The organism is Aureimonas sp. N4, from assembly GCF_001463925.1.
Lineage (GTDB): Bacteria > Pseudomonadota > Alphaproteobacteria > Rhizobiales > Rhizobiaceae > Aureimonas > Aureimonas ureilytica_A.
Genome location: NZ_BBWS01000041.1, coordinates 95,360 through 108,272 on the forward strand (window position 1 = coordinate 95,360; position 12,913 = coordinate 108,272).

Sequence of the window (12,913 nt, forward strand, 5' to 3'; positions counted from 1 at the left end):
GTCGGCTCTGGCGAAACGGTGCGAACTTGTCTTTATATCCGAGGGACGTGATGCCAAGGGAGGGTTCGAGCCTGTCGATCGAAGACGCCAGCGAGGGCCGGTCGGAGCCGCAGCGCCCGCTCTACGAGACGCTGAAGGACCATGTGCGCGGCCGGGTGGAGTCGGGCGAATGGCCGGCGGGCCACCGCGTGCCCTCGGAAAACGAGTTCGTGGAGATGCTGGGCGTCAGCCGGATGACGGTGAACCGCGCCCTTCGGGAACTCGCGACCGAGGGTCTCCTGCTGCGCATCCAGGGCAAGGGCTCCTTCGTCGCGCCCAAGAAGCGCAGCTCGCTGTTCCAGGGCGTTCCCAATATCGCGGACGAGATCGGCGCGCGCGGCGGCGCGCATTCGGCGCAGATCATCCTCCTGCAGGAGGAAGTCTGCGGACCGGAACTGGCCGAAGTGCTGGAGGTCGAGACCGGAACGCGGGTGGCGCATTCGGTGATCGTCCACCGCGAGGACGAATTGCCGATCCAGATCGAGGACCGCTTCGTTCATCTGCGCTTTGCGCCGGATTATGGCGCACAGGATTTCACCCTCGTCACGCCCAACAGCTATCTCTCGGCCGTCGCGCCCATCGTGCGGGCCGAGCAGGTCATCGAGGCGATCAGCGCCACGCCTTGGGAATGCAAGCTTCTGGCCATCGCCAAGTCGGAGCCCTGCCTCCTCGTGCGCCGTCGCACTTGGTGCGAGTCCGGCGTCGTCTCCACCGTGCGCCTTCTCTATCCCGGCAGCCGCTACCGGCTGGAAACGGGAGGATAGCGGTCTTCGGTCCAAGCCGGGCGCGGCCTCCCATTGGAAATCCGCAAGACGACACGAGTACGAGAGCCCTCCACATCGTCCAAAGATAAGCCGAGGGCATTTGCACCCAACCTACCGAACCGGGCCGCGGTTCGAGGTCAGTGCCAACAGCTCCACCGAAGCTTGTCCCTCCGGGCGACGATCCGTTTATCGTATGGCGGACGGGCATTGCGTCCCGTCCGGCATCCGCTCAGGCGCCGCGCAACGCATCGACGGGCTGCCCAAGGCGGCATAGCCGCGCTGACGCTTCTGGCGCAGGAGGTCAAGGAACAGAAGCACGGCGGCGTCTTCGGTTTCGCAAGGATGCGTCATGGAGCGCCCGTGCGTGCCGATCCGCCCCCATCGACGCACGAGGCAGATTTCCCCGAACAGGCTCGGCTCGATCGACAGGCTGTAGAAGCGGGCCATGTTCCGGTCCGCGTCCCTGCGTTCGATATAGAGGCGGTAGCGATGCGTGATCATGCGGGCGATTCTCCCGCACGGCGCGTCGGCCGGCCAATTCATTTTCGGAATCGATGGCGTCCGAGGGATTCACGGCTCTGATGGCGATTTCCCACGCGAGGCGGCTTGCAATTTCTCGGCATCACAGTATACTTTGCGATGTAAAGTTCTTGGAGTTTGGGATGCGCGAGCTGAACGAGGCCCTGGCCGACATCGAGGCGATCCGCCGCCGCATGGCGGCTGGAACCGAGTTCCGGGGCTTCGGCCCGACGGCGCTGGCCGCAACGGCCGGGATCGCGCTCGCGACGGCCGGGCTTCAGCTCCTGGTTCCGCCTGCCACGGCGCTCACCTTCTTCGTCGGGTGGATCGTCGCCGCCGTTCTTTGCGTGGTGTTGATCGCGGTGGAGATGGTGCTGCGCACCGGCCGCGCCCATGGCGGCCTGGCCGACGCGATGCTGCATCAGGCGATCCAGCACTTCCTGCCGGCCGGCTTTGCGGGGGCGGCCTTCGCCGCCATCATCGCCCGCTTCTCGCCCGATCAAGCCTGGCTGATCCCCGGTCTGTGGCAGGTTCTGGTCGGGCTCGGCCTCTTTGCCGCCGCTCCGTCCCTGCCGAGGGGCGCGATGCTGGCAGCGGCCTGGTACTTCGTCTGCGGCTTTGCGGTGATGATGATGCTGGCCGGCCAATCCACGATCTCGCCCTGGGCCATGGCCCTGCCCTTCGCCATCGGCCAGACCGTTCTGGCCCTCGTCATCCATCGCGCTTCGGGGTCTGACCATGCCGGGCTCTGAGACGTCCGCCCCCTTCGCCTATGACGGGCTCGACCGCGTGATCCACGAAAAGGCGCGGCTCGGCGTCATGACCTCGCTGGCCGGGCAACCCAAGGGTCTCGGCTTTGCCGATCTCAAGCGCCTCTGCGGCCTGACGGACGGCAATCTCAGCCGCCATCTCCAGGTTCTGGAAGAGGCCGGCTTCGTGCGCATCGACAAGAGCTTCAGCGGCAAGCGGCCGGTGACGACCTGCTTCCTGACCGAGAAGGGCCGGAAGAGCTTTCTCGACTATCTCGCCATTCTGGAACAAGTGGTGCGCGACGCCGCCAGCGCGTCGAAGCGCGGCCAGACCGACCTCTCCCCCAAACCCGCCTGAACCCTCCCCTTTTTATTTAACCGGAGACTTTGCAATGCAAAGCGCTTTCCAAAACGGAATTCACCTCGGTCTGATCATGGACGGCAACGGGCGCTGGGCCACGCAGCGCGGCCTGTCGCGCAGCCAGGGTCACCGCGCCGGCGTGCGCGCCATCCGGCCGATCGTGGAAGCGGCAAAGGACATGGGCGTCGGCACACTGACGCTCTATGCCTTTTCCGGCGACAATTGGCAGCGCCCGGCGCCGGAAGTGGCCGTTCTCATGTCGCTGATGAAAACCTATCTCGCCGAGGAGATCGACGCGCTCGCCGCCTCCGGCGTGCGGCTTACCGTAATCGGCCGGCGCGACCGCCTCTCCGCCTCGCTGCGCCGCGCGATCGCAACCGCCGAAGCCCGCTCCGCCAAAGCCAGTGCGCTGCATCTTCGCATCGCCTTCGATTATTCGGCGCGCGACGCCATTCTCCAGGCCGCGCGGCAGGCGACGGCCGAGACAACGCACGAGGATTTTGCGGCGCTGGTGTCATCCGGTGCGCCGGATGTCGACCTGATCGTGCGCACGGGCGGCGACCAGCGGCTCAGCGACTTTCTCCTGTTCGAAAGCGCCTATGCCGAACTCCTCTTCACGCCCCGGCTCTGGCCGGACTTCCAGCCGGAGCATCTGAAGGAGGCGCTGCGCGACTTCGCCACCCGCCAACGCCGCTTCGGCGCGCTGCCGGCAGAGGCCGTCGCGGCGTGAGCCAGGTGTCGATCGCAAGGCGGGTCGGCCTTTCAGGGATTCTGCCTCGGCTGGGTCCACGCGGGCCTGTGTCGCGCCGCCGCGTCGGGCGCTCGCTTCTGGTGATCGGCGCGCTGTGGGCGGGCGCGGGCCTTCTGTCGGCGACAGATGCGCCGGCGCTGCAAGCCTTCGGGCTCGGTCTGGCGTTTCCGGGCGGCGGCTTCAGCCTGTGCGGCAAGCTCGGCTCGCAGATCGACACCACGGCGCTCGGGATGGGCGGTGCGGTCGCGGCGGCCTTCGGTCTCGCCGTGTTTCTCTGGTTCGCCACCGGGAATCTCATGGCCCCGCCCCTGATCTGGCTCGCCTCGGCCATCGGTGCGGCCGCCTACGCCGTTACGCATGGATGCCTGTCGGCGGAGAGCGCATGGCTTCCGGCGCTCGGTCTGGCGTCAGGGATCGCTCTGGCGGGGCTGGGCGTCTCGTATCGCCGTCCGTATGCGGTCCCGCCCGCGCCCATCCCGCCGGCAAAGCTCTGGCACGCAGCGCCCGAACCTGCGCTCCCCCCGGACCTATCCGACAGCGATCTCGCCCGGCTGCGCTTTCTTCTCGACCGCGCCTTGCAGCCGCTGGAGCGCTTCGACGGGTTCGAGCGGCTCGATCCGTTTCAGTCCGCCGCCCTGCGCTATCAACTGCAATTCGCCGGCTATGCGCTCGCCATGGTCCAGCGGCATCAGCTGCCGGCGCTCGGGGCCTATCTCACACAGGCGCAGGTGAACCTGATCGAAAAGGCGCGCGATCACCGCGTCTGGCGCTATTGGGCGCTCGAGAGCCTCTGGGGGCGCGGGCGGCCCGACGCCAACCCGTTCTCGTCGGACAATGTCATGTATACGGGCTTTTGCGGCGCGCAGATCGCGCTGTTTCAGGCGGCATCCGGCGATCGGCGCTACAGCGTGCCGGGGGCCTTTTCGCTCCGGCACCCGTCCGGTGCGGTCTTCGAGGCGAACCTGCCCGGGCTGGCGGGACGTCTCGCCCGGCAACATGCCACCTCGCCCTTCGGCCTCATCGCCTGCGAGCCGTACTGGCTCTTTCCGGTCTGCAACAGCCTGTCCTATCTCGCGCTCGCCGCGCAGGACGCGCAGGCCGGAACAAGCGTCTGGCAGGATATGGCGGCGCGTCAGCGGGCCCTGCTCCTGGATGAGTTCCGCGATGCGTCCGGGCGCTTCGTCACCTGCCGCTCCCGCCTGACGGGCTTTGCCATGCCGCCGATCGGCGGGGTGTTGACGCAGCTTCTGCCGAGCTTTTTCCTCAACTCCACGCTGCCCGATGTCGCGCGGGAGAACTGGAGCCGCCTGCGCGGCAATTTCCTGCGCGCCGATGGACGCGCGCGGCTGGATCGCCTCTGGCCCATCGATGTCGGCAATTATCGCTTCACACGGATCGCCGGCCTCTGCGGCGCGGCCGCGACCGCCGTGGAGATGGGCGATGGAGAGGTGGCGGCGGCGATGCTGGATGCGCTGGAGGTCGGTCATCCCATGCGGATCGTGGGCGGCGTCGGGCATCGACCGCACGCCTCGATCTGGTCCCACGCCTTCGAGATCATGGCGCGGTGCGGCCGGTCCGATGGCCTGCACGATCTGGCGCTCCAGCCGGCCGCGCCTGATACCACGCCGCATATCGCGTCCTGCCCCTATCCGGCCGCGATGGTCGCGAAGGCCGTGGCGCGGGACGGCGGGCTGGACATGGTGCTGGTTCGCTCTGGCGGACGCGATCCGGTGTCGATCGGCTTGGGCGGTCTTCGCCCGTCGCGCGCCTACCGCCGCTCGGACAACTGTTCCATTTTCATGAGCGCGCCGGACGGAACGGCCGGTCTCGAATTCATGCTCGAAGCGCGGCAGCGGATCACGATCCGCGAGGCGGCGTGATGGCCTGCTGCATCCTCGCCGGCCTGCTTCTCGGCAGTGCGCTCAGCCTGGCGCGCGCCCTTCGCGGCCTCTTCTCGCACCGCGCCGACCCTCTGGACTGGAGATTGGACCCATGACGCCTGCCATCGATGCGCCCCTCCCCTCGCCTTCCTATCTCAGGCAGCGGCTGCACAGCTTCGGGCATGCGCTTTCGGGCATTGGCCATATGCTGGCGACGCAACCCCACGCGCGGATTCATCTCGCGGCCGTCGCCGGTGTGATCGCCGCTGGCTGGGCGCTGCGGATCGACGCGGGAGACTGGATGGCGCTGGCACTCGCCTGCGGCCTGGTTCTGGCACTGGAGGCGGTGAACACGGCGATGGAGCATCTCTGCGATGTCGTCTGTCCCACTTGGAGCGGGGATGTGCGCCGGGCGAAGGATGTCGCGGCGGGCGCGGTGCTGCTGGCGGCCGGGGCCGCCTTGATCGTCGGGCTTCTGATCGTGTTCAAACATCTCAGCTGAGGTGGAACGACCGGGCGGGCTTTAAGCGCCGCCCGGCCGAAAATCCTCAGGCCGCGCGATAGCGTTCCAGCCAATGGGCGTAGGGCGCGGGCAGCGTCCAGGCGCCCTTCTCGACACCGAGTTCCAGCGCGGCGCGGTAGGGCCAGTGCGGGTCGGCCAGAAGCGGGCGGCCGAGGGAGACGAGATCGACCTTCTCCTCCGCCACCAGCGCCTCGGCCTGCGCCGCGCCGCTGACGAACCAGCTGGTGGTGACCGGCAGGTCGGCTTCGCGGCGCACGCGCTGGGCGATGTCGGCCATGAAAGCCGGGCCCCACGGCACGTTCGCCGTCGGCGTCGAGAAGCCGATGCTGACATCGATCAGATCCAGCCCGCCCGCCTTGAAGCGGCGGATCATCTCGATGCCCTCTTCCAGATCGTTCGAACCGTCGAATTCGGTGACGCCGAAGCGCGCGGTCAGCGGCAGGTTCTCCGGCCAGACCTCGCGCACGGCGGCGAGCGTTTCCAGAAGAAAGCGCGCCCGGCCCTCGAAGTCGCCGCCATAGGCGTCCTCGCGCTGGTTCGACCATGTGGAGAAGAAGCTCTGCGCGAGATAGCCATGGGCGAAGTGCAGCTCCAGCCATTCGAAGCCGGCGGCCAGCGCCCGGCGGGCCGTGGCGACAAAATCGGCCTTGACGCGCTCGATGTCCGTCAGCGCCATCGCGCGCGGCACCTTCGGAAGGTTCGCGCCGAAGGCGACGGCCGAGGGCGCGATCGTCTCCCAACCGCGCGGGTCGCCCGCCGCGATGTGATCGTCGCCCTCCCACGGGCGGTTGGCGCTCGCCTTGCGGCCGGCATGGGCGATCTGGATGCCCGGCACCGCGCCCGCCGCCTTGATGGAGGCGACGGCCTTGGCCCAGGCCTCGCCCTGCTCGTCGGTCCACAGACCGGCGCAGCCGGGCGTGATGCGCCCTTCCGGCGCGACGGCGGTGGCTTCCGCGATCACCAGACCCGAGCCGCCGCGCGCCAGCCCCGCCAGATGGACATGGTGCCAGTCGTTGATGAGGCCTTCATCGGCCGAATATTGGCACATGGGGGAGACGACGATGCGGTTGCGAAGCTCCACGTCTTTGAGGCGGAAGGGCGTGAACAATGACGACATGCTGATGTCCTTGAGCGGGGCGGCGAGATCACCGTGCGTCCATTCGATAGTTCGAAAATAGTCGAACGTTGAGCCTTCGGCAAGGGCGTGCTAGGATCGGGCGTGCGTGCCATCCATCATCCCGACATCAAGGACGTCGTTCTGAGCCGAGTGCTGTATGCGCTCAGCGACCCCGTGCGGCTCGGCGTCGTGCGCCAGCTGGCGCAGGAGGGCGAGGCGACGTGCTCGGCGCTCGATGGCGGCCGGCCAAAATCCAGCATGTCGCATCATTTCCGCGTCCTGCGGGAAGCCGGCCTCGTGCGCACCCGCACGGACGGGCCGGCCCATATGAACGAGCTGCGCCGCCAGGACATCGAGGCGCGCTTTCCCGGCCTTCTCCAGGCCGTGCTCTCGGCTCCGCCGGAAGCCGGCGAAGAGGGCTGACCCGTCAGCCCTCCGTCAGGGGCACGCTATGGCGGGGCGACCAGGAGAGCGTAACGGCATCGCCCGGTGCGCGCGGGCGCGCGTCGCGGTTCTGCGCGAAGATGCGGAACCGCAAACCGCCGTCGGCTTCCGCCTCATAGGTCAGCGCCGTGCCGGCATAGATCGCCGCGGTGATCGTGCCGCGAAGCTGGTTGAGAGCTTCGCCGCCCGCCTCGGCATCGTCGCGCAGGTCGATCTTCTCGGGCCGGATCGCGAGCGTCACGGGCTGGCCGGGCGCGGGCAGCGGCAAGGCGCTGGCGATGCGCGCGCCGTTCACCAGCACCACGCCGCCCTCGGCGACCGTGCCCTGCACGATGTTCGTGTCCCCCAGAAACTCGGCGGCAAAGCGCGTGGTCGGGCGCTCGTACACCTCCGCCGGCGCGCCCATCTGCACGATCCGGCCGCGATCGAGGATCGCCACCTTGTCCGACAGGCTCAGCGCCTCCTCTTGATCATGCGTGACGAAGATCGTCGTCAGCCCGCTTTCGCGCTGGATGCGCAGAAGCTCGACCTGCATTTCCTGTCTCAGGCGGCGGTCGAGCGCCGACAGCGGCTCGTCGAGCAGAAGGACGCTCGGCCGGGTGACGATGGCGCGGGCGAGCGCCACGCGCTGCTGCTGACCGCCCGAAAGCTGTTTCGGCTTGCGATCGCCGAAGCCTGCAAGGCGCACCATCTCCAGCGCCCGCGCGACTTCGCTTCGCGCCTGATCGCCCCTGACGCCGCGCTGCGCCAAGCCGAAGCCGACATTGCCCGCGACGCTCATATGCGGAAACAGGGCGTAGGATTGAAACACCATGCCGATATGGCGCGCCCAGACGGGCACATCCGTCACATCCCGCCCGCCGATCGCGACCGTGCCGCGATCGGGCGCGACGAAGCCGGCGATGATGCGCAGAAGCGTCGTCTTGCCCGAGCCGGACGGCCCGAGCAGGCTGGTGAAGGAGCCCGCCGCGAAATGCGTGGTGATATCGGACAGGACGTTGGCTGCCCCGAAGCTCTTCGCCACATGGGAGACGTCAACGGCTGTCACGGCGGGCTCCAAGTCTGGCAAAGAGGGCGAAGAGAAGGAAGAGCGTGATCGAGCCGCCGAGAAGGATGGTGCAGATCGCGTTGATCTCCGGCGTGAAGCCCTTGCGGATCGCCGAGTAGATCTCGACCGGCAGGGTCGAGAAGCCGGGCGTCGCCAGGAAATAGGATACGACGAACTGATCCAGCGAAACGGCGAAGGCGAAGAGCGCCGCGCCCAGAATGCTCGGCAGAAGCAGCGGCAGCGTCACGCGCAGAAAGGCCGAGGCCGGCCGCGCGCCAAGACTCATGGCCGCCTCCTCCAGATCGGTGCGGATCGTGGCGAGACCGGTGCCGACCACCAGCACGACATAGGGAATGGCGAGCGCGACATGGCCGATCAGGATGGCATGGAAGCCGCGCCCGATGCCGGTCCAGAAGAAGAAGACCAGCATGGCCGTGCCCGTGATCAGCCAGGGAATGGCGATCGGCGGCAGAAGCAGGAGGCGCAGCCAAGTCTTGGCCCGGAACTCGCGCCGCGACAGGGCGACGGCGGCCAGCGTACCGAGGCTGGTCGCGATGGCGGAGGTGATCAGCGCGATAAAGACGCTGTTCCAGCTAGAGCGCAGGAGCTTGGCGTTGTCGCCGAGCGCCTCGTACCAATGGGTCGTGAAGCGGAAGGGCAAGGCGTAGAGCGGCGACTCGTTGAAGCCCATCGCCACCAGAACCGCGATGGGCAGATAGAGAAACACGAGCACGGCGACGAGATAGGTGCGGGCGGCGAACTTCATCTTACAAAGCCGCGTTGCGCTTGAGGACACCGGAAAAGGTCGCGAAAATGCCCAGCACCACGGCGAGAATGGTGAAGGACAAAGCCGCGCCGAGCGGCCAGTTGAAGGCCTGCGTGAACTGCTCCTCGATCACCGTGCCGAGCGTCACGCCCTTGGTGCCCCCCAGGATGCGCGGCTCCATGAAGGCGCCGATGACGGGCACGAAGATCAGGATGGAGCCGGAAATCAGGCCGGGCGCGGCCAGCGGCACCAGGATCTTGAACAGCACTGTCCACCAGCGCGCGCCCAGGCTTTCGGCAGCCTCCAGAAGGGCGTCGTCGATCGAGACCAGCGCGACGTAGCAGGTCAGCACCATATAGGGCAGATAGCCGTGGACGAGGCCGAGCACGATGGCCGGCAGCGAATAGAGAAAACCGACCGAGGGCGCGTCCGCCCAGAGCGCGCGGATGGCCGTGTCGAGAAAGCCACCCTCCCGGATCACCATGGTCCAGGAGAAGACGCGCACGAGCCCGTTGGTCCAGAAGGGCAGGATCACGAGGATCAGCAGCACCTCGCGCACGCGGCCGGCGGTCGCGCGCACGAGGGCCAGCGCAGCGAGAAAGCCCAGAACCGCGCAGATCGCCGTCGTCCAGAGCCCGATCAGGAGCGATGTCCAGGCAACGCCCAGGAGATAGGGCTGATCGATGAAGGCGCGGTAGTTCTTGAGCGTGAAGACCACTTGCCTTTTGCCCATCGGCGTGCCGCTCAGAAAACTGAACAGCAGCATGGCGCCGAGCGGCAGCAGCACGGCGAGCGTCAGCCAGGCATAGGTCGGCAGGAGAAGGGCGACCGTCGCCACCCAATCCGGCCAGCGCCCCCCGGCGCGCCGAGCCGCGCCATCGACGCGGTTCGGCACGGCGCTGGCCTCATCGGGCATAGGACGCCTTCACCTCCTGCCAGAGATTGCTAAAGGCCTCGCGCCGCTCGTCCGGCTGCGGCGCCATGATCGTCATGGTCTCCAGATATTTCGGGTCGTGAACCCGGCGGTTGAGATCGTCCGCCGGCAGCTTGTCCATCGCCGCCGCATTGGCCGAAGCGGGCGCGCCGACCTTGGTCGCCCATTCGAAATAGAATTCGGGGTCGATCATGTAGTTGATGAAGGCCCGGGCATTCTCCTTGTTCTCGCTGGTGGCGGGGATCGCCAGCGTGTCGAGCCAGCCGACCGCCCCCTCCTTGGGCACCACGAAATCCACCGGCAGCTTGAAATTGCGGCGCGAGCGGACCGACGCGCCGGACCAGTAGACCGACAGGTCGAACTCGCCCGCCGCAAAGGTCTTGTTCCACTGGTCCTCGCTGGTCCAGATCGTCTTGACGTTGGGCTTCAGGCTTTTGAGCCAGTCGGTGACGGCTTTCAAATCCTTGGGGTCGTTCATGTCCTGCCCGGTCATGAAGGCCCCGACCGCCACGTTGGTGACCGCATCGTCGAACAGCGCGACCTTGCCGGCATAGGCGGGGTCGGCCAGCGCGCCGTAGCTGTCCGGCTTCGGGCGCCCCTCGCGCACAGCCAGCGCGTTCATGCCCCAGACCCAGGGAACGCCGTAATGCTTCCCGTCCACCGTGAAGTTCGGGTGGTCGGCGAGCTTGGCCGGCACGCCCGCGACATTCGGGATGGTGGCATAATCGATCGCGTCCAGAAGATCGTCCGCCACGGCCTGGCGCGTGCGCGCCGTGTTGACCACGACCACGTCATAGGCGCCGGGATTGGTCCTGAGCTTGGTCAGCATCTCGGACTCGGCGTTGTAGTAGTCGTGGACCACCTCAATGCCGGTCTTCTGCTTGAAGGCTTCCACAGCCCATTTCTCGTCCGTGCCGTAGCCCTGCCAGTTGAGAACGGTCACGGTTCCCGCCGCGCGCGCGGGGCGCAGGCCGAGGCCCAGCCCGGTGGCGGCCACTGCGCCAGCGCCCATCAGGGTCAGAACATCGCGTCTGTTAGGCTGCATGTGAGTCACTCCCGGTTGGTGGCAGGCGAGATACGAGGCAAGCGACGGAGCCCTCGGGCGACGAATCTCCCGCGCCACGACCGGCCCCCAAGCCGCTGCGTCAGAAGTGGGAGCAGCCCCGTGCCCCGATGTCCAGATGAAACAGCGCATCGCGAGCCCCGCCGCGCACGTCATTTCCCATTTGCGCGAAGCGGCCTTGCATGGGACGAGAGCGCGGATGCCCTTGCGGCATCCTCCTGATCGACCGAGTTCGGACCGCCGCCCATGTTCCTCGACAAGAATGCTCCCATCGCCAGCGCCTGGAACACCTGGTCGGATCGGCCGGGCGAGTTCACCTTTCTGCCGCTCGGCGTGCGCCTCGCGCCGGTTCTGTATTCGGCCAAGGCGGAGCGCGCGACGACGATCCGCGCACCGGATGAAATCCGCTTCGGCCATCATGGGCTCGCCGGAGAGCGCGTGGACTTCGAAACGCGCTTTGCCGAAACATGCCTCGCCTTCACCTACGAGAAGCCCGATCCCTTCACCCTTCGCGGCGAATGGACGGTGCGCGAGGCCGGCGAATGGGGCCTGCGCCATTGGGTGACGCTCTGCCTCTCGGCCGAGGGCGGCAACGCGGTTCAGTACGACGCGCACACTGGCATTGCCGTGGTGGAGGTCGATTTCCGTTTCGTGGCGCTGGCGGCCAGCGACCTTCCGGTGCTCGGCACGGGCCACGAAAGCGTCGCCGCGCTGGTGGAAGATTTCGACCGCAACGGCTATTTCGACAAGTCCACCCGCGCGAGCGTCGCGCCGCTGATCGCGCTGCGCTTCAACCTCGAAATGACGCCGCGCCTTCGCTTCGCGGCCGCCGTCGCCGACAGCCGCGACCTCGCCATCGCCCACGCGCAAGCCGCGCTCGCGAAGGAGATGGGCTCAGCGCCGGCGCTCCACACCGGCCGCCATGCCGGCGCGCTGGATGCGGTGCGCGACGTGATCGGCTGGAACACGGTCTATGACCCGCACAACCGGCGGCCCGTGACGGCCGCCAGCCGCATCTGGGGCCTTGGCGACGCCGTCTGGTTCAACGACCAGTGCTTTGCCGGGCTGATGGCGGGCCTGATCGACCCGGCACTGGGTCAGCACAATTTCGAGGTGGCGATGACGAGCGCGACCCCGCAAGGCAATATCGCCTGCCTCGTCAATCCGAAGGACGCCTGGGTCGATCGCACACAGGCCCCGCATGGGGCCTTCATGGCCTGGATGATGTACCAGCGCAGCAGCGACCGCGCCTTTCTGGCCGATGTGTTCGAGCCGCTGGCGCGCAACCAGCTCTGGTGGCGCAACCACCGCGACCCCGACGGGCGCGGCCTCGTCTCCTGCGGCACCTCGGATTGGGGCGACGGCATGTATCGCGGCACCGCCTTCGGCGCGCGCAACGAAACCGGCATGGACAATTCGCCGACCCATGACGAAGCGCGCTACGATCCGGAAACGCGCACGCTCTCGCTTCTCGATGTCGGGCTGAATTCGGCGCTGGCGCTCGACGCCGAAATGCTGGCGCGCATCGCCGCCGAGCTGGGCCAGACCAAAGACGCGACGAGTTTCGCGGTGCTCGCCGAAACGACGCGCGCGCTGATCCGCACCGAGCTTTGGGACGACACGCGCGGCCTCTTCGCCAACCGCCAGCGCGATGGCGGCTTCGTGCGCAGCGTCTCGCCGACGAGTTTCTTCCCGCTTCTCTGCGGCGCGGCCAATGGCGCGCAGGTCGAGCGCCTGCTCGCCCATCTGGCCGATCCCGACATGTTCGGCGGCCCCCTCCCCTTGCCCAATGTCTCGCGCGACGATCCGGCCTATGCCGAGCAGATCTATTGGCGCGGGCGCATCTGGCCGAACGTGAATTATCTCGTCTGGCAGGCGCTGCGCCGCAGCCACTGCCATGCGCAAGCCTCGGAGCTGGCCGAGCGCAGCTACGCCCTGTTCGAACAGTCCTGGAC

At 67.6% G+C, this 12,913-nt stretch carries 14 protein-coding genes; 8 read left to right on the forward strand and 6 right to left on the reverse strand.

Translation table 11 applies throughout. The features are described 5' to 3' along the window. The first annotated feature begins 50 nt into the window (after positions 1 to 50). Complete coding sequence (gene hutC / locus AUL28_RS12415) at positions 51 to 803, forward strand: histidine utilization repressor (protein WP_082640431.1); 753 nt, start codon at positions 51 to 53, stop codon at positions 801 to 803. Between the two features lie 186 nt (positions 804 to 989). On the opposite strand, the gene AUL28_RS12420 is transcribed toward hutC, so the two are convergent. Continuing rightward, positions 990 to 1,304 (reverse strand): WGR domain-containing protein, encoded by a 315-nt coding sequence (locus AUL28_RS12420; RefSeq protein WP_082640432.1) that lies wholly within the window; start codon positions 1,302 to 1,304, stop codon positions 990 to 992. 161 nt (positions 1,305 to 1,465) lie between these two features. Here AUL28_RS12420 and AUL28_RS12425 point away from each other — a divergent pair, with 161 nt between their 5' ends. The 5 genes from AUL28_RS12425 (at position 1,466) to AUL28_RS12445 (ending at position 5,565) form a co-directional block, all read left to right on the forward strand. After that, complete coding sequence (locus AUL28_RS12425; protein ID WP_062232989.1) at positions 1,466 to 2,074, forward strand: hypothetical protein; 609 nt, start codon at positions 1,466 to 1,468, stop codon at positions 2,072 to 2,074. Continuing rightward, positions 2,061 to 2,429 (forward strand): winged helix-turn-helix domain-containing protein, encoded by a 369-nt coding sequence (locus AUL28_RS12430; protein WP_058602502.1) that lies wholly within the window; start codon positions 2,061 to 2,063, stop codon positions 2,427 to 2,429. Before AUL28_RS12425 ends, AUL28_RS12430 begins: the two co-directional genes overlap by 14 nt. 34 nt (positions 2,430 to 2,463) lie before the next feature. Next, the gene (locus AUL28_RS12435) at positions 2,464 to 3,162 is read left to right on the forward strand and encodes a di-trans,poly-cis-decaprenylcistransferase (protein ID WP_062232992.1); all 699 of its coding nucleotides are present in this window, start codon (positions 2,464 to 2,466) and stop codon (positions 3,160 to 3,162) included. After that, the gene (locus AUL28_RS12440; protein ID WP_156419984.1) at positions 3,159 to 5,063 is read left to right on the forward strand and encodes a linalool dehydratase/isomerase domain-containing protein; all 1,905 of its coding nucleotides are present in this window, start codon (positions 3,159 to 3,161) and stop codon (positions 5,061 to 5,063) included. The genes AUL28_RS12435 and AUL28_RS12440 overlap by 4 nt, the downstream gene beginning before the upstream one ends. Before the next feature lie 112 nt (positions 5,064 to 5,175). After that, complete coding sequence (locus tag AUL28_RS12445) at positions 5,176 to 5,565, forward strand: diacylglycerol kinase family protein (RefSeq protein ID WP_062232997.1); 390 nt, start codon at positions 5,176 to 5,178, stop codon at positions 5,563 to 5,565. Between the two features lie 46 nt (positions 5,566 to 5,611). On the opposite strand, the gene AUL28_RS12450 is transcribed toward AUL28_RS12445, so the two are convergent. After that, positions 5,612 to 6,703 carry an NADH:flavin oxidoreductase/NADH oxidase gene (locus AUL28_RS12450; RefSeq protein ID WP_062232999.1) on the reverse strand — a complete coding sequence of 364 codons (1,092 nt, stop codon included), beginning with the start codon at positions 6,701 to 6,703 and terminating at the stop codon, positions 5,612 to 5,614. A gap of 102 nt (positions 6,704 to 6,805) precedes the next feature. Between AUL28_RS12450 and AUL28_RS12455 the strand changes: the two genes are divergently transcribed. Continuing rightward, positions 6,806 to 7,126 carry an ArsR/SmtB family transcription factor gene (locus AUL28_RS12455; protein WP_058601425.1) on the forward strand — a complete coding sequence of 107 codons (321 nt, stop codon included), beginning with the start codon at positions 6,806 to 6,808 and terminating at the stop codon, positions 7,124 to 7,126. 4 nt (positions 7,127 to 7,130) lie between these two features. On the opposite strand, the gene AUL28_RS12460 is transcribed toward AUL28_RS12455, so the two are convergent. The 4 genes from AUL28_RS12460 to AUL28_RS12475 are packed head-to-tail and all read right to left on the reverse strand — an operon-like array spanning position 7,131 to position 10,907. Continuing rightward, the gene (locus AUL28_RS12460; protein WP_062233040.1) at positions 7,131 to 8,195 is read right to left on the reverse strand and encodes an ABC transporter ATP-binding protein; all 1,065 of its coding nucleotides are present in this window, start codon (positions 8,193 to 8,195) and stop codon (positions 7,131 to 7,133) included. Continuing rightward, entirely contained in the window at positions 8,182 to 8,961 is a 780-nt protein-coding gene (locus AUL28_RS12465) for an ABC transporter permease (protein WP_062233002.1), read from the reverse strand. The genes AUL28_RS12460 and AUL28_RS12465 overlap by 14 nt, the downstream gene beginning before the upstream one ends. A 1-nt stretch (position 8,962) precedes the next feature. Further along, positions 8,963 to 9,877: an ABC transporter permease gene (locus tag AUL28_RS12470; protein ID WP_244493510.1), complete on the reverse strand. Its 915-nt coding sequence runs from the start codon at positions 9,875 to 9,877 to the stop codon at positions 8,963 to 8,965. Next, complete coding sequence (locus AUL28_RS12475) at positions 9,867 to 10,907, reverse strand: ABC transporter substrate-binding protein (RefSeq protein ID WP_062233005.1); 1,041 nt, start codon at positions 10,905 to 10,907, stop codon at positions 9,867 to 9,869. Before AUL28_RS12475 ends, AUL28_RS12470 begins: the two co-directional genes overlap by 11 nt. Positions 10,908 to 11,204: 297 nt before the next feature. Here AUL28_RS12475 and AUL28_RS12480 point away from each other — a divergent pair. Then, the coding region (locus AUL28_RS12480; RefSeq protein ID WP_062233008.1) for an MGH1-like glycoside hydrolase domain-containing protein at positions 11,205 to 12,913 on the forward strand (1,709 nt) is incomplete at its 3' end.